At 31.5% G+C, this 26,616-nt stretch carries 23 protein-coding genes; 13 read left to right on the top strand and 10 right to left on the bottom strand.

Annotated elements, in window-relative coordinates:
- The first annotated feature begins 21 nt into the window (after positions 1-21).
- On the top strand, positions 22-2,391 hold the full coding sequence (locus ABHQ57_RS12500; protein WP_167714006.1) for an outer membrane beta-barrel family protein: 2,370 nt from the start codon (positions 22-24) through the stop codon (positions 2,389-2,391).
- Positions 2,392-2,449: 58 nt separating this feature from the next.
- On the opposite strand, the gene ABHQ57_RS12495 is transcribed toward ABHQ57_RS12500, so the two are convergent.
- Positions 2,450-3,460, bottom strand: coding sequence for a 3-oxoacyl-ACP synthase III family protein (locus ABHQ57_RS12495; RefSeq protein ID WP_047789709.1), 1,011 nt, complete (start codon positions 3,458-3,460; stop codon positions 2,450-2,452).
- 162 nt (positions 3,461-3,622) lie between these two features.
- Between ABHQ57_RS12495 and htpG the strand changes: the two genes are divergently transcribed.
- From htpG to ABHQ57_RS12445, 10 genes are all read left to right on the top strand, one after another.
- Positions 3,623-5,533: a molecular chaperone HtpG gene (gene htpG / locus ABHQ57_RS12490; RefSeq protein ID WP_047789708.1), complete on the top strand. Its 1,911-nt coding sequence runs from the start codon at positions 3,623-3,625 to the stop codon at positions 5,531-5,533.
- A 331-nt stretch (positions 5,534-5,864) separates the two neighbouring features.
- Positions 5,865-6,722, top strand: coding sequence for an RluA family pseudouridine synthase (locus ABHQ57_RS12485; RefSeq protein WP_159490772.1), 858 nt, complete (start codon positions 5,865-5,867; stop codon positions 6,720-6,722).
- Positions 6,723-6,754: 32 nt separating this feature from the next.
- A complete protein-coding gene (trmD, locus tag ABHQ57_RS12480) occupies positions 6,755-7,429 on the top strand; it encodes a tRNA (guanosine(37)-N1)-methyltransferase TrmD (protein WP_389863832.1) in 675 nt (224 codons plus the stop codon).
- 122 nt (positions 7,430-7,551) lie between these two features.
- Positions 7,552-7,899 (top strand): 50S ribosomal protein L19, encoded by a 348-nt coding sequence (rplS, locus tag ABHQ57_RS12475; RefSeq protein WP_047789705.1) that lies wholly within the window; start codon positions 7,552-7,554, stop codon positions 7,897-7,899.
- A gap of 278 nt (positions 7,900-8,177) precedes the next feature.
- The gene (locus ABHQ57_RS12470; RefSeq protein ID WP_159490770.1) at positions 8,178-9,992 is read left to right on the top strand and encodes a DUF885 family protein; all 1,815 of its coding nucleotides are present in this window, start codon (positions 8,178-8,180) and stop codon (positions 9,990-9,992) included.
- A gap of 80 nt (positions 9,993-10,072) precedes the next feature.
- Positions 10,073-11,245, top strand: coding sequence for a nuclear transport factor 2 family protein (locus tag ABHQ57_RS12465; protein ID WP_196781633.1), 1,173 nt, complete (start codon positions 10,073-10,075; stop codon positions 11,243-11,245).
- Between the two features lie 112 nt (positions 11,246-11,357).
- Positions 11,358-12,686, top strand: a complete 1,329-nt coding sequence (locus ABHQ57_RS12460) for a M28 family peptidase (RefSeq protein ID WP_159490768.1) — start codon at positions 11,358-11,360, stop codon at positions 12,684-12,686.
- Between the two features lie 129 nt (positions 12,687-12,815).
- Entirely contained in the window at positions 12,816-13,256 is a 441-nt protein-coding gene (locus ABHQ57_RS12455) for a YdeI/OmpD-associated family protein (protein ID WP_317166149.1), read from the top strand.
- A 34-nt stretch (positions 13,257-13,290) separates the two neighbouring features.
- Positions 13,291-13,818, top strand: a complete 528-nt coding sequence (locus tag ABHQ57_RS12450) for an RNA polymerase sigma factor (protein WP_159490764.1) — start codon at positions 13,291-13,293, stop codon at positions 13,816-13,818.
- Entirely contained in the window at positions 13,818-14,615 is a 798-nt protein-coding gene (locus ABHQ57_RS12445; RefSeq protein ID WP_159490762.1) for an anti-sigma factor domain-containing protein, read from the top strand. Before ABHQ57_RS12450 ends, ABHQ57_RS12445 begins: the two co-directional genes overlap by 1 nt.
- 109 nt (positions 14,616-14,724) lie before the next feature.
- On the opposite strand, the gene ABHQ57_RS12440 is transcribed toward ABHQ57_RS12445, so the two are convergent.
- From ABHQ57_RS12440 to ABHQ57_RS12425, 4 genes are all read right to left on the bottom strand, one after another.
- Entirely contained in the window at positions 14,725-16,953 is a 2,229-nt protein-coding gene (locus ABHQ57_RS12440; RefSeq protein ID WP_167714007.1) for a TonB-dependent receptor domain-containing protein, read from the bottom strand.
- A gap of 15 nt (positions 16,954-16,968) precedes the next feature.
- Positions 16,969-18,264: a cell surface protein gene (locus ABHQ57_RS12435; RefSeq protein ID WP_167714008.1), complete on the bottom strand. Its 1,296-nt coding sequence runs from the start codon at positions 18,262-18,264 to the stop codon at positions 16,969-16,971.
- An 89-nt stretch (positions 18,265-18,353) separates the two neighbouring features.
- Positions 18,354-18,914, bottom strand: a complete 561-nt coding sequence (locus ABHQ57_RS12430; RefSeq protein WP_167714009.1) for a DUF4331 family protein — start codon at positions 18,912-18,914, stop codon at positions 18,354-18,356.
- Positions 18,915-18,942: 28 nt separating this feature from the next.
- Positions 18,943-19,593, bottom strand: coding sequence for a DUF4331 family protein (locus tag ABHQ57_RS12425; RefSeq protein ID WP_281980232.1), 651 nt, complete (start codon positions 19,591-19,593; stop codon positions 18,943-18,945).
- 195 nt (positions 19,594-19,788) lie between these two features.
- On the opposite strand from ABHQ57_RS12425, the gene ABHQ57_RS12420 reads away from it, so the two are divergent.
- Both ABHQ57_RS12420 and ABHQ57_RS12415 read left to right on the top strand, forming a co-directional pair.
- Complete coding sequence (locus ABHQ57_RS12420; protein WP_167714010.1) at positions 19,789-20,676, top strand: TIGR01777 family oxidoreductase; 888 nt, start codon at positions 19,789-19,791, stop codon at positions 20,674-20,676.
- A complete protein-coding gene (locus ABHQ57_RS12415; RefSeq protein WP_167714011.1) occupies positions 20,669-21,346 on the top strand; it encodes a GNAT family N-acetyltransferase in 678 nt (225 codons plus the stop codon). The genes ABHQ57_RS12420 and ABHQ57_RS12415 overlap by 8 nt, the downstream gene beginning before the upstream one ends.
- Positions 21,347-21,510: 164 nt before the next feature.
- Here ABHQ57_RS12415 and ABHQ57_RS12410 read toward each other — a convergent pair whose 3' ends face one another.
- From ABHQ57_RS12410 to hemE, 5 genes are all read right to left on the bottom strand, one after another.
- Positions 21,511-22,818, bottom strand: coding sequence for a dihydrolipoamide acetyltransferase family protein (locus ABHQ57_RS12410; RefSeq protein ID WP_167714012.1), 1,308 nt, complete (start codon positions 22,816-22,818; stop codon positions 21,511-21,513).
- Between the two features lie 353 nt (positions 22,819-23,171).
- Entirely contained in the window at positions 23,172-24,074 is a 903-nt protein-coding gene (hemF, locus tag ABHQ57_RS12405; RefSeq protein WP_167714013.1) for an oxygen-dependent coproporphyrinogen oxidase, read from the bottom strand.
- 30 nt (positions 24,075-24,104) lie between these two features.
- Positions 24,105-24,851, bottom strand: a complete 747-nt coding sequence (locus ABHQ57_RS12400; protein WP_047789747.1) for an EI24 domain-containing protein — start codon at positions 24,849-24,851, stop codon at positions 24,105-24,107.
- A 74-nt stretch (positions 24,852-24,925) separates the two neighbouring features.
- Complete coding sequence (locus ABHQ57_RS12395; RefSeq protein ID WP_082118662.1) at positions 24,926-25,528, bottom strand: thioredoxin family protein; 603 nt, start codon at positions 25,526-25,528, stop codon at positions 24,926-24,928.
- 20 nt (positions 25,529-25,548) lie between these two features.
- On the bottom strand, positions 25,549-26,580 hold the full coding sequence (gene hemE, locus ABHQ57_RS12390; RefSeq protein WP_047789690.1) for a uroporphyrinogen decarboxylase: 1,032 nt from the start codon (positions 26,578-26,580) through the stop codon (positions 25,549-25,551).
- Positions 26,581-26,616 lie beyond the last annotated feature (36 nt).

The following is a 26,616-nucleotide window of genomic DNA, read 5'->3' as shown; positions in this document are numbered from 1 at the left end:
GAATTTCATTCCCTTCAATATATGAAAAGATTGCTAATATTAATTTTATTCCTAAGTACTTATTTGAGCCTAGCTCAAAACCTACAGGTTACAGGAACTATTTTAGATAAAAAAAATAACCAACCAATACCCTTCGTTACTATTTCTTGTAAAAATACTTCTGACAAAATACTTACTGGTAGTATCTCTGATGAAAAAGGGAATTTTAAAATTGAAAAACTTCCAAAGGAAAATTTACTTTTAACTTTTCAATTTATTGGTTACAGAGCTTTTGAAAAGAAAATTGACTTAAAAAAGAATAGTAAAATAGGAACAATTTTACTCGAAGAGAACACCACACAGCTAGATGAAGTTGAAATACAAGGAGAAACTTCAGCCTTTATTCAAAAAATTGACAGAAAAATTATTAATGTAGGTAATGACCTAACAGCTACTGGAACTACCTCTTTAGAAATGCTTGAAAATATTCCTTCAATAGATATTAATCAACTTTCTGGAACTATAAGCTTACGAGGAAATGAAAATGTTAGAGTTTTAGTGAATGGAAAACCTTCCAACGTAAATACAGCTCAATTATTAAAACAAATACCTTCTAACTCGGTAAAAAGCGTTGAGATAATTACAAACCCATCAGCAAAACACACTCCTGAAGGTATGAGTGGTATTATCAACTTAATCCTAAAAAAGAACACCAAAATTGGTTTTAATGGTAGTATTATTGCAGGTATTAAGCACAGTAGAAACACCAAACCCGACATAATCTTAAACACCAATTACAAGGCAGGAGTTACTAATTTTTATCTAAACTATAATACTAGTTGGGGCGATTATGAAACTTTCAATAACTTAACAAGAGTAGACAGTAATCTGTCTCAAAACCTTTACTTTTTAAATAATTCTGAAAATCATAACATCAAATTTGGAATAGATATAGATCTTACAGCTAAAAGTATTTTATCTATATACACTTATCAAAATTTCGATAACAATAGTTTAATAACGAATACACTAGTAACCGAAAACAATTCTTTGACTTTTGACAATAGAAGTTTTTCTAATTACAATCAAAAAAATGAAACCTATAATGCTGATTATGTTTACAATTTTGATGATAAAGGACAGAATTTAGAGATTGAACTTAATCACTCTCTAACCAAAAATCCTGAAAAAACGACTAACGAAGAGTTTATAAATCCCAGTTCAAAAGAATATAATTATACAAATGACATTAAAGACACACGTAAACTTTGGTTGTTGAACATTGATTATATAAAACCTATAAAGTCAGGAAAACTAGAATTAGGATTTGAATTTAGAAAGCAAGATTTTTACAATCTAATACTTACCGATAGAGAAAACATAAATGATTCTACTTCTCTTGAACCTATAGGAAATACAACGTTAAATTATGATAGAGATATTTATTCAGGATATATAAATTTCAACAAGGAGTTCAAAAAAATTTCAATTCAGACAGGTTTAAGATTAGAACAATTTTACCTAGATGCTCTTTTTTCGAATACAGAACAAGGAAACACCACTTTAAAAAATAATATTTTTAGTTGGTATCCTTCACTATCAATTCTATACAGCTTTACTGAAAAAGATAAGTTACAACTTGCCTATAGTAGGAGAATTGACAGACCTTCTGCATATCAGATAACACCAATTCAAGAGTGGTTTTCTCCTCTAACTATATCAAGAGGAAACCTTAATTTACAGCCGCAATTTACAAACTCTCTAGAGCTTAATTATACTAAAACAGTCACTAAAGGTTATATATCATTCGGAACATTTTATCGAAGAACAAATGAAAAAATTGGTCGACTATTGCAGCAAGATGAACAAAATTCAGACAAAGTCATTACTTCGTTTACCAATTACGATTATGCAGATAGTTATGGTATTGAACTTTCTTCTAGTTTTAAGCCAAAAAAATGGTGGACACTCAATTCTTCTTTTGAAACGTACATTCAAGACTCTCAAGGTGTTTTAAATGGTAACTTTGAAACGGTAAAAAACACCTTAGTAAAAGGACGTATAAGCAACTCTTTTAAAGCTTCAAAAAAACTGAGCTTCCAGCTATCAGGTATTTTTAGAGGTAAAAGTAAAAACATTCAGTATTCTATAGAACCATATACTATGATTAATGCCGGAGCTAGGTTAAAGCTATTTGACGGTAAAGGAAGTATTACCTTAAGAAGTACTGACATTTTTAATAATGTAAATTTTGATTATACATCTAACACCCCTTTTATGCAAAAAGGAAAGTATACACTAGAGTACAACTCTGTCTACCTAGGATTTTCCTATAATTTTGGAAGTGGAAAAAACAAAAGTAAAGGCAGAAAATACAGAGATAATAATGAAGCACAAGGAGGTATGTTTTAATAAAAAATCCGAAGTTAATACTTCGGATTTATTTATTTTATAAGTAGGTAGTCTAACATTACCAACGAATCACTACCGATCCCCAAGTAAATCCACTACCAAAGGCAGCTAACACTACCAAATCACCATCATTTATTTTTCCTTTTTCCCAAGCTTCTGTCAATGCTATAATAACCGAAGCAGCAGTAGTATTACCATACTTCATAATATTATTATACACCTTGTCATCAGATAACTGGAACTTCTTTTGAATAAATTGTGCAATACGTAAATTCGCTTGATGAGGAATTAACATATCAATATCTTCCTTTTGCAGTCCGTTTGCTTGTAATCCTTCCATAATAGCTTCTGAAAAACGAACGACCGCATGCTTAAATACAAACTGACCGTTCATATATGGATAATACGAAGTATCATCTGGGTCATTGGCCTCTATGATTTCAGGAACCCAACGTCCTGTTGAAGGCCCTTCTAGCATTAATTCTTTCGCAAACTTTCCTTCAGAATGTAAGTGAGAAGATAAAATCCCTTTTCCTTCCTCTTCCGAACGTGATAAAACAGCTGCTCCTGCTCCATCTCCAAAAATTACAGTAACTCCACGACCACGTGTAGAACGTTCTAAACCACCTGAATGATTTTCAGAACCAATTACTAAAACATTTTTATACATTCCTGTTTTGATAAATTGATCAGCAACAGAAAGTGAATAAATAAAACCAGAACATTGGTTACGTACATCTAACGCACCAATTGTAGGCATATCTAATAAATCTTGAATTTGTACTCCACCTCCTGGAAAATATAATTCAGGACTCAACGTAGCAAAAATGATAAAATCAATATCATCTTTAGTCAATCCCGCACGCTCAATAGCTATTTTAGCGGCTTTTGCTCCCATTACTGATGTAGAATCATCAGAAGTTTTTGGGTCTATCCAACGACGCTCTTTTATACCAGTTCTCTCCTGAATCCATTCATCACTCGTCTCCATAAACTGAGTCAAGTCATCGTTAGTCACTACGTTCTCAGGAACATAATAACCTAATCCTGTAATTTTTGAGTTATACATATTTTTTATGTTGATTATTCTGTAGTTAACAAATTAAAAGCCTGTAAAAGTATGAATTTTATATAATTCGTACAAAAAGTGCCATCTTGTCACTAATTCTTATTTGGTATTTTTTTTGACTATTGATTCTGCAGAAAATAATATCAATTAAAATATATACTTATGAGTAAAGGAAACATTAATGTATCGGTTGAAAATATATTTCCACTGATTAAAAAATTCTTGTATTCTGACCACGAAATCTTTTTACGTGAGTTAATTTCTAACGGAACTGATGCTACAACTAAATTAAAACATCTTATTTCAATTGGTGAAGCTAAGACAGAATTAGGCGATGCTAAAATTGAAATAAGTATCGATAAAGATGCGAAAACCCTAACCATTAAAGACCAAGGAATTGGTATGACAATGGATGAGGTTGAAAAATACATCAACCAAATCGCTTTTTCTGGTGCAGAAGAGTTCTTAGAAAAATACAAAGACGATAAAAACGAAACAGGTGTTATTGGTCACTTCGGATTAGGTTTCTATTCTGCTTTTATGGTAGCTGATAAAGTAGAAATTTTCACAAAATCATTCAAAGACGAGCCAGCTGCTCACTGGACATGTGATGGTTCACCTGAATATACTTTAGTGGAGCACGACAAGTCTGACAGAGGTACAGAAATTGTATTACATATTGCTGAAGATTCTACTGAATTTTTAGAAGAAGGTAAAATCCGTGGACTATTAACAAAATATAATCGTTTCAACCAAGTTCCGATTAAATTTGGAACTAAGAAAATAAATGATCCAGATTTTACTCCAAAAACCACTAAAGACGAAGACGGTAAAGAAGTAACTGAGCCTCACAAACAAATTGAAGTTGATGATATCATCAATAATACTGAACCTGCATGGACTAAAAAACCAGCGGATTTGGAAGATGAAGATTATAAAAACTTCTACCGTGAGTTGTATCCAATGCAATTTGAAGAGTCTTTATTCCATATTCACTTAAATGTAGATTATCCATTTAACTTAACAGGAATCTTATATTTCCCTAAGTTAACGCAGAACTTGGATATGCAAAAGGATAAAATCCAATTATACCAAAACCAAGTTTTTGTAACAGATAACGTAGAAGGAATCGTTCCTGATTTCTTACAAATGTTAAAAGGAGTAATTGATTCTCCAGACATCCCATTAAACGTTTCTCGTTCATACTTACAAGCAGACGGAGCTGTTAAAAAGATTTCTGGATATATCACTAAAAAAGTAGCAGATAAACTTTCTTCTTTATTCAAAAATAACCGTGAAGATTTTGAACAAAAATGGAACGACATCAAGGTTATTATTGAGTACGGAATGTTATCGGAAGAGAAATTCTTTAGCAAAGCAAAGAAGTTTGCCTTATACCCTACTGTTGATGATAAATTCTTTACGTTTGATGAGTTAGTTGAAAAAACTAAAGATGCTCAAACTGACAAAGATGGAAATCACATCGTTTTATATGCCGCCAATAAAGATGCGCAACACAGTTATATTGAAGATGCAAAAGCCAAAGGCTATGAAGTATTGTTGTTAGACTCTCCTATCGTTTCGCATTTAATGCAAAAATTAGAAATGGAGTCTGGCGATGCTAAAGTACAATTCAAACGTGTAGATGCTGACCATATTGACAACTTAATTAAGAAAGACGATACAGTAATTTCTAAACTTTCTGACGAAGAAAAAGAGCAATTAAAACCTGTTATTGAAGGAGCTGTAAATAATACAAGTTATACAGTACAATTAGAAGCTATGGATTCTAGTGCTTCTCCTTTCATAATTACAGTACCAGAATTCATGCGTCGTATGAAAGAAATGAGTGCTACTGGTGGTGGAATGATGGGAATGGGTAACATGCCAGAAATGTATAACTTAGTAGTAAATACGAATCACGAGTTAGTATCAGAAATATTAAATGCTGATGAAGACAAGCAAAAACAATTAGTTACACAAGCATTTGATTTAGCTAAATTATCTCAAAACCTATTACATGGTGAAGAGTTAACAAACTTTATCAAACGTTCATATGAACTAATTAAATAGTCGTTAAGAGCTATATAATTAGTCTTAAACAACGCTAAACTTCATTACAAACTTATGGTTTGTAATGAAGTTTTCTTTTTGTGTTATTGTATTTTAATAGTTTCTTATAATTTTACTGTAACACTACATCTATCTGAATATTATATTAATTGATTAGTTAAGGTAACTTCTACTATTAGTAATAATATTTTCAAAGCCTGATGAAAAACTTTAATTATACTTTATTTTAAGTGTATAACTATTTTTTTCAAGACGATATATGTTAAATTGTTTGAGTACTTAAATAAAATCTTTTACTTTATATAATGGCATACAAAATAAGTATTAACTCTTGAATGTTTCTGAAAATCATAACGTAAAAAAAATAATAACTCCTACTCGATTACAAGAATACGCTATTGGAGTTTTTAAAACGATTCCTACAAAATCTGGTATAAAAAAAGCTATTAAAAAAGGATTAGTAAAAGTTAACGGTAAAACTGCCTCAACAGCCTTATATATTAAAGGAGGAGAAACTATTGAATTACTTCTTCCTAAAGAAAACTTACAAAAAAAACATTTTAATTTTCCCTTAGAAGTCCTCTTTGAAGATAATTATTTAGCTATTATTTATAAACCCTCAGGAGTTTTAGTTAGTGGAAATTCTTTTGCCACAATTGATAACGCTCTTACACAAAACTTACAAAAAAGTACTCTCTTTGATACTACTCGCCCTCGACCTGTTCACCGATTAGATCATCCTACAAGTGGATTGTTACTCATTGGAAAAACAACTGAAAGTATTATTGTTTTGAACCAACTATTCCAAAAAAAGGAGATTCAGAAAATATATCACGCAATCTGCATTGGTAAAATAGAGAGGAAAGGTGAAATTAACTTTCCTATTGATGATAAAAAAGCTTCTACTTCGTTTGAAGTTATTGAAACTGCTGAGTCACCTAGATTTGATTTCTTGAACTTGGTTAAATTACATCCTAAAACAGGAAGAAAACATCAACTACGCAAGCATCTTTTCGCTATTGGCAATCCGATTTTAGGTGATAAAGAATACTTTATAGAAAATAAAATATTAAAAGGAAAGGGGCTATTTCTTCATGCTTCAACACTCGAATTCACACACCCTTTTACTAAAGAAACAATCAACATCACAAAAGAACTTCCAAAGAAATTCAAAAAAATATTCCCATAAAAAATCTCCTTTAAAACATATATCTTTGCTGCATGCGAATAGACATTATTACGGTAGAACCCGACTTAATAAAAAGCCCGTTTGAAAACTCAATGATGAAAAGGGCTATTGATAAAGGACTCGCTGAAGTCCATTTTCATAATTTACGAGAATATGGTTTTGGTAACTATCGTCAGATAGATGACTATCAATTTGGCGGGGGTGCTGGAATGGTTTTAATGATTGAACCCATAGCTAAATGTATTGAAAAGCTACAATCTGAAAGAACGTACGATGAAATCATATATATGACTCCAGACGCTAAAACTCTAAATCAAGCTACAGCAAATACCCTTTCTTTAAAAGAAAATATAATTATTTTAACGGGACATTACAAGGGCGTAGATCAACGTGTACGTGATAAATATGTAACCAAAGAAATTTCTATTGGTGACTATGTGTTAACTGGAGGAGAATTGGCTGCAGCTGTTTTATGTGATGCTGTCATTCGTTTAATTCCTGGGGTTTTGGGTGATGAAACTTCTGCTTTAACCGATAGTTTTCAAGACAATTTACTATCACCTCCTGTATATACGAGACCTTCAAAATATGAAGGAATGAAGGTTCCTGAGGTATTACTATCAGGTAATTTTCCTAAAATTGAAGAATGGCGCTCAGAACAAGCTTACAAAAGAACAAAAGAAATACGTCCAGATTTATTAGACTAATTAATAATCAGTGATTTATTTATTTTTTTTATCAAAAGAAAAATTCTAAATTTGCAGCCACAAAATCAACCTCTGACGAAAATCGTGAATGTTGCTTTTATACAACCATAAATAATAAGAAAATGGATTTAGTAAAATTTGTTCAAGACGAATTTGTAACAAAAAACGAATTACCAGAATTCGCAGCTGGAGATACTATTACAGTATACTACGAAATTAAAGAAGGAAACAAAACTCGTACTCAGTTTTTTAGAGGAGTTGTTATCCAAAAAAGAGGAAGTGGAGCTTCTGAAACATTTACTATTAGAAAAATGTCTGGTACTGTAGGTGTTGAGCGTATCTTCCCTATTAACTTACCATCAATCCAAAAGATTGAAGTAAACAAAAGAGGTAAAGTACGTAGAGCTCGTATTTACTACTTTAGAGGTCTTACTGGTAAGAAAGCAAGAATTAAAGAAAGAAGACACTAGAAAACTCTTTTGTCATTACCAGTCCTAAATGTATTTATTAGGATTAAAAAGCACTAAACCCTATTACAAGTTATGTAATAGGGTTTTCTTTTTCTACGATTTTTACTAGAAGTATACTTAATAATCTGCTAGTCTACTATTAAGATACTTTCTATTTAAAACAAATACTCTATTTTTTATATTTAATACCAAGCACTCTAAAGCTTAACCTCCTTTCTCTTTTTTTACATCTTTAAACCTCCTTTTTGATATATTTGTTAATAATCAAAAACATAACCATGAAGAAAATCTTCTTAACTATAGTAGCTACCGCTACACTTCTTACTTCTTGTAAACAAGAAAAAAAAGAAGTAGCAAACATTCCTACTCCAGAAAACATGGAATTTAATCAGTTATTAAAAGACTATAACGAAGGAAAACTACAGCTAAACCCTGTAAGTGCAACTTTTGCGGGTGACAATCGTTTTAACGATCAATTTCCTAACACACTTTCTGACGAATATCAAGCAAAAAGCAAGGAGTTTTACAAAAATTACAAAACAAAACTCAACAATTTTAAAGATACCGACTTAACCGAAAGTCAACAAATGAGTAAAGCTGTATTGGATTGGGATTGTGATATGGCATTAGCACAGGCTAGTTATAAAAATGACTTATTAATGCCTATCAACCAAATGTGGACAATAAATCTTACCATGGGACAATTGGCTAGTGGTAGCAGCGCACAACCATTTAAAACAGTTGAAGATTACGACAATTGGTTAAGCAGATTAAACAAATACAACACTTGGTTACAATCGGCTAAAGAACGTATGCAGCAAGGAATCAAAGAAGGATATGTATTACCTAAATCTTTAATTAAAAAAGTAATTCCGCAGTTTGAAAGCTTAACAATTGTAAAAAAATCATCTGAAGGAGTTACTGATTTTTCTGAGCATTTATTTTATTCTCCGATAAACACTTTACCAACTGGTTTTTCTGATGCTGATAAAACAAGATTAACAGAAGCGTATACCAATATATTGAATGATAAATTAATTCCGTCATTCAAAGCTATGTATGAATTTTTAAAGACTGACTATTTAGCTGCTGGTAGAGAGAGCAGCGGTATTTCTGACATCCCTAACGGAACAGCATACTATCAACATGCTATCAAAAATTATACGACTACCAACATGACTGCTGATGAAATTCATGAATTAGGGCTAAAAGAAGTTGCTCGAATTTTATCAGAAATGGAGAAAGTAAAAGAGCAAGTTGGATTTGAAGGAAACTTAAAAGAATTCTTTGATTTTGTTCGTAACAACAAAGAGTTAATGCCATATACTGAACCGCAACAAATTATTGATAACTTTAATGCTATTCACGAAAAAATGAAGCCACAATTAGAAAAATTATTTGGTAATAAGCCAAAAACTCCATTTGTGGTAAAGCAAACTGAAAAATTCAGAGAAGCTTCTGCTAGCGCTGAATACAACCCTGGTTCGTTAGACGGAACTCGCCCAGGAGTTTTCTACACACCAATTCCTGATGCTACTAAATACAATGTATTTTCTGATGAAGCTTTATTTTTACACGAGGCTATTCCGGGGCACCATTATCAAATTTCATTAACGCAAGAGAATGAAGACTTGCCAGATTTTAGAAAAACGTTATGGTACAGCGCTTATGGTGAAGGTTGGGCATTGTATACTGAAAACTTAGGAAAAGAATTAGGCCTATATACAGATCCTTATCAATACTTCGGAATGTTAGGTATGGAGATGCACCGAGCGATTCGCTTAGTAGTAGATACAGGAATACATTCTAAAGGTTGGAGTCGTGAAAAAGCAATTCAATATTCATTAGATAACGAAGCGGAAGGTGAAGCTAGTATTATTTCTGAAATTGAGCGTTATATGGCAAATCCTGGACAAGCATTGTCATATAAGATCGGACAATTAAAAATCCGTGAATTACGCGCTAAAGCTAAAAAGGAATTGGGTGACAAATTCGATATTAAAGAATTCCACAATCAAGTTTTAGAAACTGGATGTATTCCGTTAGCACTTTTAGAAAACAAAATTGACAAGTGGATAGCTTCTCTAAAATAACTTTCTAAATCTTCATAAAAAGTCCGTTCTTATTATTTAGAGCGGACTTTTTTAGTATTTTAGACCTCAATTTATTTATTATGAAAAAGCTATTATACTCCCTATTTGTTACCTCATTTACTTTCGCTCAAACAAATACCGAAATTCATTTATTTGACATCAATTCTGAAGATGGACAATGGAAGGTGACCAATGGAAAAAATATTTCTAACAATGATGGATATGATAGTCAACCTTATTTTTATGATGAAAACACGATCCTATTTGCTTCCAATAGAAATGGACAAACCGATATTGTAAAATATTCTATAGATAGTAAAGCTAAGAGGTTTATTAATAACACACCAAATGGAGGTGAATACTCACCTCAACGAATTCCCAAGTCAAAAGATGTATCTGCAGTACGTTTAGATAATAATGGTTTACAACGTTTTTATCAATATAATTTTAAAACGGGTAAAAGTAAAGAAGTAATTAAAAACTTGATAGTAGCATACCCTATGTGGTATACTAAAAACCTTGTAATTTCTTCCGTAATTGTAAATGATACTCTTGAGCTTTACATTAGTGACTTAAAAAAGAACACTAACATTTCAATAGCTAAACAAACAGGACGTTCATTTCATAAAATTCCAAACTCTAACTTAGTTAGTTTCATGAAACAAAACGGTAAAAAATGGGAAGTTTGGTCATTAAACCCTTTTTCTAAAGAAACTAAAAAAATCGTTTCAATAGGTAAAAGTCAAGATGTTTGTTGGCTTCCTAATGGTACACTGTTAATTGCTTATCAGAATATGATTTTTCAATACAACTCTAAAACAGACAAAGAAATTACTGTTTTTCATCAGTTTGAAAATGAGAACATCAATAATATTTCAAGAATTATGGCAAACCCAGAAGGAACAAAACTAGCAATCGTAGCAGAAGTATCTCCCAGAGCTTTAGCACAAGAACAATTAGAAGCTTATAATAAAAGGGATATAGATGCATTTTTAAAATCTTACGCTAAAGGTGTAAAAGTATATAGTTACCCAAATAAATTAGAATATGAAGGTATTGAAGAAATGCGCAAACTATATGCCCCTAAGTTTGAAACAACAAAAGATTTACACTGTAAAATTATTAGTAGAATAGTTAAAGGAAATGTAGTGATAGATGAGGAAGAAGTTACAGCAAACGGAGCTACCTTTCATGCTGTCGCCATCTATGAGATAGTTAATGGTAAAATTGCTGTGGTTAGGTTTGTAAAATAAATTTATAAGTCTAACTTTTTCACAAGGTACACTTCCACAATAAGTAAAAAGAGAATAAATACAATTTATTCTCTTTTTTGTTTTGTAATTTAGTAAGCTAAATTCCTTAATTATGAAAAAATTCATAGTACTATTCTTACTAACTTCTACAACAATATCAGCACAAACCGACACTAAAATATACGATATTATTAATGCTATTTCAGCAGATAGAATTAAATCAGATATTACTACACTAACAAATTTCGGTACCCGTCATACATTAAGCGATACCGTTTCTAATACGCGTGGAATTGGTGCTGCACGTCGATGGATTAAGTCTGAATTCGACAAAATTTCTTCTAATTGCAACAACTGTTTAGAGGTATTTTACCAAAAAGACTTTGTAAAAAAAGGAACTAATAGCAGAATCACCAAAGATGTTTGGGTAGTAAATGTAGTTGCCATTCAAAAAGGAACTAAATACCCAAATAATTATATTGTAATGAGTGGTGATATAGATTCAAGAATTTCCGATCCTAATAATTTCATTGATGATGCACCTGGGGCTAATGACAATGCCTCTGGAATGGCAGGAACTATTGAAGCAGCACGTGTATTAAGTAACTATACATTTGAAAATAGTATTATTTATGTAGGATTGTCTGGTGAAGAACAAGGCTTATTTGGTGGAAAAGGATTGGCTGCTTATGCCAAGGAGAAAAATTGGAATATTGTGGGGGTTATGAATAATGATATGATTGGAAACATAAAAGGTGTTGATGGAGTTATAGACAACCGTACATTTAGAATCTTTTCTGAACCCGTACCTCCAACCGAAACTGAACGTCAACGAAAAGCACGTCGCTTTTATGGTGGTGAAGTGGACGGAATTTCACGTCAATTAGCACGTTATATTTATACAACAACTAAAACGTATATGCCAGAAATGAATCCGAAAATGATTTATCGCTTAGATAGGTTTGGTCGTGGCGGACATCACAGACCTTTTAACGATACAGGTTTTGCTGGTATTCGAATTATGGAAGCACATGAAAACTACACGCAACAACACCAAGATATTAGAACTGAAAATGGTATTGAATATGGAGACCGCTTAGAATTTGTAAATTTTGAATATGCTAAAAAATTAACTGCTGTAAATGCTATTAATTTAGCAAGCGTCGCTTCTGCTCCACCTTCTCCTAAAAATGTAGGAATTGGTGGTATTGTTGAAGCGTCTGCAAAATTACAATGGGATAAAGTTGATGGTGCTAAAGGGTACAAAATTTATTGGAGAGATACTACTTCACCAACTTGGGATAACTTCAAATATGTAGAAAAAACTACTAAGTTTACTTTAGAAGGAATTGTTCTTGACAACTACTTCTTTGGTGTAAGTGCTGTAGGAAAAAACGGACACGAAAGTATCGTTTCATTCCCTTCTAAAATTATACGTTAACAAATAGACAACAAACCTCACCTATATTTTAAAACAGACACAGAATGGCGTAAGTGGTTATTAGAAAACCATAACGAAAGTGATGGAGTTCATCTAATTTTATACAAAGTTAACGTAGACATACCTAGTATGCGTTGGGAAGAAGCTGTAAAAGTAGCTTTATGCTTTGGTTGGATAGATAGTACTGTGAAAAGTTTAGGCGATGGTAAAAGGAGGCAATATTTCTGCCCCAGAAAGCCTAAAAGTGTTTGGAGTGCTTTAAACAAGAAATATATTAAGGAACTAACTACTTCCAACTTAATCCACCCTGCTGGAATTACGTCTGTTGAAATTGCTAAAAAAAATGGCTCATGGAATGCTTTAGATACTGTAGAAAACTTAATAGTTCCAAAAGACCTACAGATTGAATTTGAGAAAAACCCCACTGCTCTTAACAACTTTCAAAATTTTGCTCCCTCTTACCTTAAGAACTACTTGTACTGGATACATCAAGCTAAAAGAGAAGCTACTAGAGTAAAACGAATTGATGAAATTATTCGTTTGTGTGAAGCTAATATTAAATCTAAATGATTTTTAGTATTTTGTACTCCAATCAATTAACTATATGCAACTAGAATCCCTCATTAAAAATTTTAAAAACAAAGATGTAAAAGCTTTTGAAAGCCTTTACGAAATGTACAAACAAAGCGTTACTGGTGTAGTTTTTAATATTGTTAGAGATCAAGCAATAGCTGAAGAAATAACACAAGATGTTTTTATAAAAGCTTGGAATAACGCAAACTCTTATTCTGAGAAAAAAGGACGTTTTTTTACATGGATTATCAATATTGCTAGAAATGCAGCTATTGATAAAACAAGGTCTAGAAACTTTAAAAACAGTTCTAAAAACCTTGATGCCGAAATTTTCGTAGATATATTAGAGAACCACGATAGCTTGGACTCTAAAACTGATGCAATTGGTATAAAAAACTTTGTAAACAAGTTAAAAGACACTTGTATCAAAGTTATAGAGCTTCTTTATTTTAAAGGCTTTACACAAAAGGAAGTTTCTGAAAGTTTAAAAATACCTCTTGGTACTGTAAAAACTAGAAGCCGAAATTGTATTAACGAATTAAGACTTATGCTTAAATAATGGCTACAAACAAACACATAGAATCTGGAATATTAGAACTATATATAGCTGGTGCTCTTTCTGATAAAGAAAATGAGCAAGTATATAGTTTGATGATGGAATATCCTGAGATTTTAGAAGAAGTAAAAGAAATTGAAAAATCAATTTCTATTCTTACTTCTCATGTTGCTCCTAAAGATGCTAAAAATTCTTTTAAAGACGTTTTAATAAAAATGTTACAAGAAAAAGAAGATTCAGCTAAAACAATTCCTTTACGAACATCAAAAAATAATTGGGTAACTTATACAGGGTGGGCTGCTGCTTTAGTAGTTGGTAGTACTTTAATTTTATCGTTAAATAAGAGTGCTAATTTACAAGGGCAAATAGACACTATTAATGAAGCTAAAGAACAATATGAAATTCAGTTAGATGAAACTAATGCTAATTTAGCTGAAAACAAAAAACTTTTAGCAGTAATAAGAAGTAAAGATATAGTTACAGTTCCTTTACAAGGACAAAAAGTATATCCTGAAGCCTATGCAAAGGTATATTGGAATAAAAACTCTAAAAATATTTTCTTAGATGTTCAAGGTTTACCTGATCCACCAGAAGGAAAAGTATACCAAGTATGGTCTTTAAAACTTGATCCGTTATCTCCAACTAGTTTAGGTACTATAGATAACTTTACTGCTAGTGATAGTAAAATATTTACTATTAACAATCCTAATGATTCACAAGCTTTTGGTATTACTCTTGAGCCAGCAGGTGGTAGCGAAACTCCTACTTTAGAACAATTATATACTCTAGGTGCAGTATAATAATCTATTTTATAAATTAATATAGCCGCTTAAAGCGGCTATATTTTTGTTGCCATTAATCCTTCTAAAAAATGACAACTTATCAAGCCCCCCCGGACTATCATTATCTTTAAAAAGAATATCGTATGGTGGCTTTTGCAGAAAACGGAGTTCCTGGTGTAAAATGAATTTCTTCTACAGAATTTGGTTCATTTTGCAACCTTGATTCTGTAGCAAACTGTGTTTCATTCCAAGCTACATCAAAAATATTTTCTAACGCTACACCTAGTGTTATATTATTTATTTTATAGCTAATATTCGCATCGGTAACAAAATAACCTTCTGCTACTATTGAATTATCTTCATTTGCAGGTCTATCACCTATATATCTGTAATGAACTCCTCCTGAAAAGTTCTTATAATTATTTACTGATAATCCCCCTGTTACAGTCACTTTAGGAGCTAAAGGAATATTGTTTTCTCCTGACGAATCGTCAACACTTTCTGCTTTTGTAAAAGTAGCATCACTATCAAGATATAACCAATCTGTTAGCTGATATCTAAGACCTAAATCAATACCATAACGCTGTGCTTCTCCTGAAGGCTCTACAATACCAGCATCTCCAACATATACTAACTCATCTTCTGAAAGTAAGTACCATAATGCTGTATTTATAGCTATTTTTGAGGTTGGCTTCCAAACAGTTCCTAAATCAACACCATAAGCTCTAGGTAATGTTTTCCTATTAGGTTGTGTAGCTACTACTCTAGTATCGTTTGAGTGAAAGCCTATTCCTGATTTTAAAAACCATTGAATTTTTTCATTTGGAGTATAAGTAACATTTATCTTAGGATTAACTACTACTTGTGATTCAGAAAACGTTTTGTATTCATCTAGTAAATAATCATTGTAGTTAAATTTTAAATAATCTAAACGTAAAGCTGGTGCCACCATAAATTTTCCAAACTCAAACTCACTATTTACAAAAGCATAATAGTTAGTTTGATTTACCTTTCCTAATTGAATTCGATCTAAAATTTCTTTTCTTTGAAGTGTATGCGATAACTCTAAGTTATCTACAATATCAGCACGTAAACCTGTTCCAAAAGTTAACTCTACTGGTGTATTTGATATATGAGTTTTCTTTTTAAACTGTGTATTGAACCCGAAAACATCTCTGTTTTCAGTTTGCTTTATTTGATCTCCGTTCACAGGATCATCTAAAAAGAAGGTAAAGTTTGAAAATAAATTAAAATTATAATTTGAATAAAAAACATTTGAAGTTACGCTAACATCGTTCTTTAAAACTTTTGAGTGCTCTAAGTTTATGTTTGTTCTTGATGTTGTTCCTCCTTCAGTATCATCAATTGAACCATAACGAGTAATATTTCCATTATCAACTTCTCTTTGTGGTATTTGCCCAGAAGCATCCCATTTACTGGTAAAATGTGAAGCTGATAATGATAAACTACTATTATCTTTTAAAAAGGTTCTATACTTCGTGAAAATATTAATTCGACTAAAATTTTGAGGAGATTCTACAAAGCCATCTGTTTCTAAATACTCAATAGCTACATAGGCATTGTCTGTATTGTTTTTATCTAACAAATTAAACATTCCTAAAGTTCTAAAAGTATTGAACTGACCTATGCCTACTTCAACTTGACTGTTTTGTAAATATGTTTTTGTTTTAAAATCTACATATCCGGCTGTATTAAAGTCTCCCTTACTAGCGTAATAAGGTCCTTTTCCGAAGTTAATTTTTTCGATGGTTTCAGGAATTATAAAGTGTAAATCACTATACCCTTGTCCGTGTGCATGAGAAACCATATTTACTGGTGTTCCGTCTACCGACAACGCTATATCTGTACCGTGATCAATATCAAAACCTCTTAAAAATATTTGTTCCGCTTTTCCTCCACCAGCATGTTGACCTATGAAAAGTCCTGGTACTCGTTGTAATATTTGTTGAGATGAACTTACTGGTTTTTTATCTAAATCAACTCTTACAATTGTTTGTAATGGATCTCTCTTGTTAGATAATACCATCTCATCTAACAAAAAACTTTTCATTTCTAAAATAATTGTTTTTGGAGAGCTTAGATCGTCACTACCTAATTCTAAGTTGATTTTTTTGTATCCTAGAATTCCAAATTCAATAATATCTCCTACTTTTGAATTATCTAAGATAAATTCTCCATTAACTTTTGTGTGTGTATGGCTGTTACTAATAGTATTATATACATATACATTCTCTAAAGGCTTTTTGTTGGTATTTAATACCTTTCCTTTAAATTGTTGTGAAAATACATGGTAACTACCTAGCAATAATGCTAAAAATAAAATCTTTGTTTTCAAAATACTGAAGTTTGGTTATATATTTAAAATTTTTTCTGTCATCAACGGACCTAACTCAAAAGAGCTATCTAATAACTCTTCTTTTAAAGCCATAGCTTTATCATTAATTCCATTTGCTTTGTAAATTTCAGCTATATGATACTGTATTTCGGGCTCGAAAGTTTTATCTACTACATATGTATTAATTACTTCTAAAGCTTTTTTAAAGTCTTTATTTTTGTAATAATACCAGGCTAGTAAATCGTAAGATTGTGGCGTAGACCTACTCTCAATTTCTTTTTCGATGTATGATAACGCACTAGATGTGTCATTAAATTCTTCTAAATATAATTTAGCTAAATGCTGATTATACATTACACCATATGAGCTATTTTTTACAGCCGATAAATATACCTCTATATTACTTTCTTTTATTGTTAAATTATTCTTAAACTCGGCTATTTCTGCCTTTAATAAATAGTAATCTGGAGAAGAATGTTCGTTACTTATGATATCTAAAATTCGGAGTGCTTCATCTGGATTTTTATCATGAGAATATACTATCCAAGCAATACCTTTTTTTGCATACGCGTTACTGTTATCTAGTTCTAATGCTTTTAAATATAATTTATAAGAATCTTTTATTTGATCATTATGTCCATAAAAGTCAGCTAAGTTAGTATAACTCCATGCTTTTAAATCTTTATTATTAGCTTCTTCTGCTTTTTTCATGGCCTTTTCCATAAAACGAATTGCTGAAGATAAGTCTCCTTTATAATCATGCCATTTAGAAACTCTTATTAGATAATCAAAGTCAGCATAATTTTCAATTTCTGCTAAGTATTCTGAAGCTTTTTCAGGTTCTCCTAACTCTAAATAAACATCAAACAACATTTTTTGAGTAGCATTTAGGTTTTCTCCATTTACTTCTGCTTTTTTTAATAATTCTAACGATTCTTTAAATCGATGTTGAGAAATATAGTTTCTTGCTAATGATCGTAAATGTGAAGCTTTGTTATAATTTGTTTTTTGGTTGATTTTTAACAGCTTTTCTTCAGCTTCTATCAAATAAGAAATATTTCCTTTTTCTGAGAAAAGTAATGAATTAGCCTTTGCTATTTTACTTAAATATGGATACTGCGTTGGCTGATTGTTTAGTTTTTTCTGCCAAAAATCTAGTTCTTTTTGAGCTAACGATTCTGAAGTGGTGGTTGTACTTTGTAGATATTTATTATACTCTTCTTGGTTAGCTACTTTTGTTGTTTTTGAAGTTGTACAACTTAATATTGTGCTGCTTAAAATAGCACAAATAATTATTTTTATAGTTTTCATTTTAGAAGGATTTTTAGTTAATAATTTGTTTAAAAATTGGTTGCTAAAAAGCAACCAATTTTAACCCCAGGAGGTTTAGTCTCCCCATTTTACCAAGGACTTGCTAAATATGGAAAAGAACTTAAGAAGTCTTTATCATTTCCATCTACATTATCATCTGATAATGTAGGATTTTCAGAAAAGTCCTCGCCTCCGAAAATCAATAATAATTCAACGGTAATTACATCATCTGCCAAAGCTCTACCTGTTAACACATTTGTTCCATCATAAAAAGTTGTTGTTCCATCTAATGAAACGGTTAATACATCGGTAGCTAAAACACTCGCAAAAGTTGCTGCATCTAAACCTAATGCATTGGTATCTCCGTCATTTGCATATGCTGGGCTTAACGCTTTTAAATTTGTTTCAAACATTGCAGCAAAATTTGCTCCTTGTTCTGACGGTATTGTTACATTAAACGCATCTTTCATATCGCTATTTACAAATACTGTATTTACTGCTGGTCTACCCATTTGGTCTTTTTGCATGTAACTTCCCGAGAAGTCAATAGAAGCCATTGGTGGCATGTTATTATCATCATCACTACAACTTGCTAAGGCAAAGATTGATAGAATTGAAATTGCTAAAATTTTTATATTGTTAAGTTTCATGTCTTTGAATTTTAAAGTTGATTGATTTTTACTGCTTCGTTTTAGTTTCTACCCAAGTATTAATAGTACCTGAGCCTCCAATCATAGATTTTGGCACCTCTACTACTACTGATAATACATTTGTTCCAGCAAAAGTATCTGCTCCTGGATCGTTAAAACCACCTGCATTTCCAGCTATAATTTCACCGTATTGTGCAAAATCCATAAAGAAAGGATCGTCTCTAGGCCCTGCAAAAAATTGCATTCCTCCCTTACTACCAATAATAGCACTAGATCCATAAGGAGTTATAGAAACCCCATATTCTGATCCATCTTGTGGTAACGTACTACTTAAACCAGTAGTTGATGGATTGTATGGACCAAAAAAGTACATTTTACCATCTCTAGGAATTGCTTGAATTACCAAGTCTTCAACATTATCACCAGTATTATCAATATTAAACTCAATTAATACATTTTCATCAAAACTTGCTGCTGCCGTAGCTGAAGGACTTAGTAATCCTTGAATATTTGCTACAAACACAAGATTGCTCGTATTTTCTCCTTGAAAAGCGTAAAAGTCTGTAATATCACTTGAGCCTCCTGTTACATCTGGAGCATCAATGTGATCGGCTGCTAATAAGACTAAACCTATTAATGCTAAAGCACCGGCTCCAATAATTAATTTCATTTTTTTCATGGTTGTAAATTTTAAAGTTAATTACTCATTCTACCTTACTTACGAGAAAATGGTGATGACGGTTTTTATTTTTTTAACTTTTTTTTATAAAAGATTCATAAGTCTTAATTTTACTAGGTATTTGATGATTATTTTTTTTATAATCTTTCTCCTACTCTCCTCTTTTTTAAAAATGAATGTTTATTTTTGAGTACTATGGCAACTATATTAATTACAGGAGGAACTGGCTTAATCGGAAAAGAGTTAACAAAAAGGTTAACTAGTAAAGGGCATGTGGTTAACATTCTTACCAGAACTCCAAAAAAGAGTAACGAATTTCGTTGGAATGTTAAAGAAGGCTTTATTGATAAAGATGCTTTTAATAATGTAAGTTATATTATTCATTTGGCAGGAGCTGGAATTGCTGATAAACGTTGGACTAATGAAAGAAAAAAAGAATTGATTGATAGCCGTGTAAAAACAGCTTCTTTACTATTTAATAAAATACAAGAGTATCAAATATCCATCAAGAAATTTATTTCTGCTTCTGGTATTGGATATTATGGAGCAATTACTTCTAATAAAATCTATACAGAAAATGATAAACCTGAAAATGATTTTATCTCTAAAATTTGTGTAAAATGGGAGAATGCTGCTCTTCAATTCGAACAAATAGATATTCCTGTAACCATTTTACGAACTGGTGTTGTACTTTCTAAAAATGGTGGTGCATTACAAAAGATGAATACTCCTTTGTTTCTATCTGCCTTAGGAAATGGTAAACAGTATATACCTTGGATTCACATTCATGACTTATGTGAACTGTATACAAAAGCGATAGAAGACAACGGTTTTACTGGAGTTTATAATGCTGTTGCTCCCGAACATCAGACTAATGAAAGTTTTACAAAGCTACTAGGAAAGGTTATTAATAAACCTGTACTTCCCATGAATGCTCCTTCATTTATTTTGAAAATAGCTTTAGGTGAAATGGCTTATATTTTATTAAAAGGAAGTAGGATTTCCTATGAGAAAACAAGTAATGCTTATAATTTTATTTTTTCAAACTTAAATACTGCTTTAACCAATATTTATAATGAATAACAAACTTCAAAATCCTGTTTGGCATTCGTTGTGTGAAACACATGAAAAATTAGCTATTAATTATAATAGTGTAAAGTTTTATAATCCTACTATTTGTCCTTTTGGTGCTTTTACTGAGGCTTCAAAAACAACGTATGCTCTAAATGAATATGCAAAGCTTACAGATAAATTCTTTTTAGTTTCTGAAAATAAAACACCTACTTATGACAAAGACAAAATTCTTCTATACAAAAAGATTGATGGTTGCCAAATGATACTTGAAGACTTAACTGATTTTGATATTATTGAAGAAATAATTCCGTTAACTGAAGAACATGTTGATGAAATTTATAACCTTGTATGGTTAGTAATGCCTGGTTATTATAGAAAAAGAACTTTTGATATGGGAAAGTATTTTGGGATTTTTAAGGATAACAAACTTGTTGCTGTAACTGGACAACGTATGCAAACTGATAACTTTATTGAAGTTAGTGCTGTAGTTACTCATCCTGAACATACAAGAAAAGGATTGGCTAAACAACTTTCTCAACATGTTACTAAAGAAATTTTAAAAGCTGGAAAACATCCTATTTTACATACTAATAAAGGAAATCCTGCAATTAAGCTTTATGAAAAATTAGGATATCGACTAACACGAGATATGAATTGGTGGTATTTTCATAAAAAATAAGAGTTCTCAATAAACTCCTAGATTCTTCAAGCAAGCCTTAATATTTGGTAAACTGTACTCTCAAAATGTATCAATAAAAATATTAATAGTTAAATAATCAACATAGTTGAAACAAAAAGGCTTAGGTAAATACCTAAGCCTTTTAAAATATTATTTCTTCTTTCTTAAAAATCTTGATTTACATCCCAAGATTCTAAAATTTCTTTTAATGTTTTTATAAACATACCACCTAAAGCTCCATTTACTACTCTATGATCATAAGAATGTGATACAATCATCTTATGACGGATTCCTATAAAATCTCCTTCTGGAGTTTCAATTACTGCAGGTTTTTTAACAATAGCTCCTAAAGCTAAAATTGCTACTTGAGGTTGGTTAATTATTGGTGTACCTGTAATACTTCCAAAGCTACCAACATTCGTTACTGTATAAGTTCCTCCTTGAATCTCATCCGGTTTTAACTTATTAGCACGAGCTCTAGTAGCTAAATCATTTACTTGCTTTGTCATACCTACCAAATTTAACATATCAGCATTTTTAATTACTGGTACGATTAAATTTCCATCAGGTAAGGCAGCTGCCATTCCTAAATTTACGTTCCCTCTTTTAATAATTTTATCTCCATCAACAGAAATGTTTATCATTGGATGCTTCTTTATTGTAGAAGCAACAGCTTGCATAAATATTGGTGTAAATGTTAACTTTTCTCCTTCTCTTTGTTGGTAGGCTTTTTTAACCTTATTTCTCCAATTAACAATATTAGTTACATCAATTTCAATAAACGATTGTACGTGTGCTGATGTTTGAATAGAGTCAACCATATGTTTAGAGATTAATTTCCCCATACGACTCATTTCTATAATTTCATCTTGACCACTTAACGAAACAGGAGTTGGTGCTGGTGCTGACTGAGGTACTGGTTTCTTTTCTGTTGAAGCTGGAGCTACAACTTCTGGCTGACTTCCTCTGTTTTCTAAATATGATAAAATATCATTCTTAGTAACTCTTCCTTCTTTGCCAGTTCCTTTTATGTTTTCTAACTCTTCAACAGATATTCCTTCTGTTTGCGCAATACTCTTAACTAATGGTGAATAAAAACGATCGCTTGATGAAGTATCAATCGTAGTCGCTACTGTTTCTTTAGCTACTTCAACAGTTTTCTCTACAGCAGCTACAGTTTCTGGTTTAACTTCTTCTTTCTTAGACGCATCAGCTGTTGCTCCTTCCTCTCCTTCTGTTTCTATAATTGCAATAGTTTCACCTACTTGCACAACAGCATCTTTTTCAAATAAGATTTCAACTAAAGTTCCTTCAACTTCACTAGGTACTTCGCTATCTACTTTATCTGTAGCTACTTCAACAACGGTATCATCTATATCAATAGTTTCTCCAACTTCTTTTACCCAAGAAGTTATTGTTGCTTCTGCAACACTTTCGCCCATTTTAGGCAACTTCAATTCGTATCTAGCCATAGTGTATAATTTTAAACGCTTGCGAAGTTACTAAAAAGCAACGATTTTTTCATGGTTTTATACGTTAAATATTTTTGATTTTTTCTTTATCGATTAAATTATCCTCAATTCAACTATAAAAAACAATAAATAGATTATTGTTATCTCTGTAAACATAGAATATCATTACGAATACTCTAATATCTAATTAAACTATTGTTTCTTTACTCAAAATTCTATTTTTGAACTCTTTAACCTAATTAAAATTATTAAGCACTATTTTATTTTTAATATTAATTTTCTATCTAACAAAAAAAGACAAAACTTTATCTGTTTTGTCTTTTTTCCTTTGTATTTATTTTAAAAAGAAATGTTTACACCCAATTTTTAGGTTTTGTCAATACCTCTAATAATTTTGCTTCTTCAGAACCTTCTTTTGGATGGTGATTATATTTCCACTGTACTGTTGGTGGTAAACTCATTAAAATACTTTCGATACGTCCATTGGTTTTTAAACCAAATAAGGTTCCTCTATCGTGTACTAAATTGAATTCTACATAACGACCACGACGAACTTCCTGCCAATCTTTATGCTCCTGAGTGTGGGCAATGTCTTTTCTTCTCTCAACAATAGGCACATAGGAGTTTAAAAAGCTATTTCCTACTTCAGTTACAAAATCATATCGATCTTGCATTGAAAACTCTTCTGTTTCTTTTAAATAATCAAAGAACAAGCCTCCTAAGCCACGTGCTTCATTTCTATGCGCATTCCAAAAATAATTATCACAAGTTTCTTTGAACTTTGGGTAAAAATCTGGATGATGCTTATCACAAGCTCCTTTACATACCTCATGAAAATGTACCGCATCTTCTTCAAATAAGTAATACGGAGTTAAATCTTGTCCACCACCAAACCATTGGGTAACAATATTTCCTTCACCATCATACATTTCAAAATAACGCCAATTAGCATGTACTGTAGGTACAAATGGATTCTTCGGGTGAATTACCAAGCTCAGTCCACAGGCAAAGAAATCTCCACTTTCTACTCCAAACTGCTTTCTTAATGCTTCTGGTAACTCTCCAAATACTTTAGATATATTTACGCCACCTTTTTCAAAAATATTCCCATTTTCAATTACACGAGTTCTACCTCCTCCTCCTTCAACACGCTTCCATAAATCTTCTTGAAACTTAGCTTTACCATCTATTGCTTCCAGTTTTGATGTTATGGTATCTTGTAATTCTTGAATGTAGGCGTAAAATTGTTCTTTCATGTGTTTGTTTCTATTGACGTGCAAAAGTACTTATTCTGGTAATTTTTTAAGCTGTATTTTCTTAATAGTTTCTGTAGTAGCTGCGGTTACTGATAGTGGTAATACCAAAATTACTCCGATAACAGGAATTAATAAAAACAACATAAATACCACTCCATTTCCTATAGCTAGCCCTTTATTTTCTTTTACAAAATTGATACTTTCTCTGTATTTAAAATGACGTTCTAAGGTATAATCCATATTTCCAAAACCGGCATAATATGCTTGCATTAAAAACAGTAATATCGTTGAAATAATACCAATTACAGGAATAAAACCTAATAATAAGATAGGGATTGTCAATAAGAGCTCTCTAGTTAAATTTCTAAGGTTTATTCGTATACCTCTAATTAATTGCTCTTGAAAAGAAGTTATTCTATGTGTATGGTCTTCTCCTCTAAGATGATCTTCAATTTTTTCTGAAACTGGACTCATAAAAGGCGCAGATAAAGCCATTACAATATGTTTATACAATACCAAACCTATTACCACAATAAGTAATCCGCTTATAAAAGTACTGATAACCTCAAAGGTTTCTTTACCAAACTCCCATTTCCAGAAATTGGCTACATAATGACCAATATTATCTGAAAATGTATAGGCCATAAAACCAATAAACGTTGCTGTTAATAGGCTTATAAACATTGGAATAATAAAATACTTCCATAGCTTTAGTTTTGAAATCATTCCGAAAGCACCAAAATAGGCTTTAATTCCTTTTACAATATTTTGTATCATATCTTTTTTTGTGTGAAAATAAAAAACCTCTTTCAATAAAGAAAGAGGTTACTAGTAATATTATTTCAAATGATTTATTTTAATATTGGTGCTAAAAAATCTTCAAAGTTTTTGGTATTTATTTCGTTAACTTTATCCCAACCTACTTCTTTTGTTGGTGTTGCAGCTCCTCTTTTAACATTAACAAACTGTTTGTCTTTACCTATTAAGTATGCTGTTGGGTAGTCTAACTTATGAACAAACCCACTGATATCTAAAAATCCTTTTTGAACTTTATCAATATCTCTTGCAGGAACAAGCTTAATTCTCTTATCTAACTTTTCAGCCATTCTTTTAACTTTAGCTTCCTTATCCCAGAAAATCATAATAAACTCCAATTGATTATTATATTTTTCTACCATTTTGTTTAGGGCTGGTACATCTCCCCAGCAAGGAGCCGACCAAGTAGCATTAGCTATCAATACAATTGGCTTGTTAATTTTGTCTGTACTTACTGTTTTACTGTCAATTGTAGTAAAGTTATAATTTAACAAATAAGAGCCTTTAATGCACTTATCAATCAAACCTTCGGCACTTTCTTCTACACAATTGTTTACTGCAAAATTGTAATACGTTTTATTTTGTGCGAAAATAACAGTCGTTAAAAAACACATCAAAACAAAAGATAATTTCTTCATTTTTAATTATTTAAAAGGGGTTATCTGTCGGCTTTATACTCTTTTACCGCATCTATAAATGCTTTTGCATTCTCTATCGGTATATTTGGTAAAATTCCGTGCCCCAAGTTAACAATATATTTGTCTTTACCAAACTCATTTATCATTTGGTGTACCATCTTTTTTATTTCGGCCGGTGGAGACAATAATCTTGAAGGATCAAAATTACCTTGTAATGTAATATTTCCTCCTGTTAAATAGCGTGCGTTTCTTGCTGAACACGTCCAGTCTACTCCTAAAGCTGAAGCATTTGATTGTGCCATTTCATGTAAGGCAAACCAACATCCTTTACCAAAAGCTATTACTGGTGCATCATCTTTTAATGCTTCTATTATTTGATTAATGTATTGCCATGAAAACTCCTGATAATCTGTTGGAGATAACATTCCTCCCCAAGAATCAAAAACTTGTACAGCATTCACACCTGCTTTTACCTTTTCTTTTAAATAAGCAATTGTGGTATCTGTAATCTTCTGAAGCAATTCGTGTGCCAAAACTGGTTGCGTAAAACAAAATTCTTTTGCCTTATCAAAATTCTTAGACCCTTGTCCTTGTACAACATAACATAAAATTGTCCATGGAGACCCTGCAAAACCTATCAATGGTATTTCATCATTCAGCTTTTCTTTAGTTGCTTTAATAGCATCCATTACATAGCCTAATTCTTCATGAATATCAGGTATAATTACACTATCTAATCCTTTTTTGTCTCTTACAGGGTTTGGTAAATAAGGTCCAAAATTTGGTTTCATTTCCACTTCAATATTCATTGCTTGTGGAATTACTAAAATGTCTGAGAATAATATTGCAGCATCCATTCCGTATCTACGAATTGGTTGTACTGTAATTTCTGATGCTAATTCTGGAGTTCTACAACGTGTAAAGAAATCGTACTTTTCTCGAATTTCCATAAACTCTGGCAAATACCTTCCTGCTTGACGCATCATCCATACTGGTGGACGATCAACTGTTTCTCCTTTTAATGCTCTTAAAAATAAATCGTTTTTTATCATGTCTATCTGTACGTCATTCTTCCTCGTAATGACAAT

Source organism: Tenacibaculum sp. ZH5_bin.1, from assembly GCF_042865525.1.
Lineage (GTDB): Bacteria > Bacteroidota > Bacteroidia > Flavobacteriales > Flavobacteriaceae > Polaribacter > Polaribacter mesophilus.
Note: the sequence above shows the minus strand (reverse complement) of the source record. Positions and strands in the feature narration are given on the sequence as shown.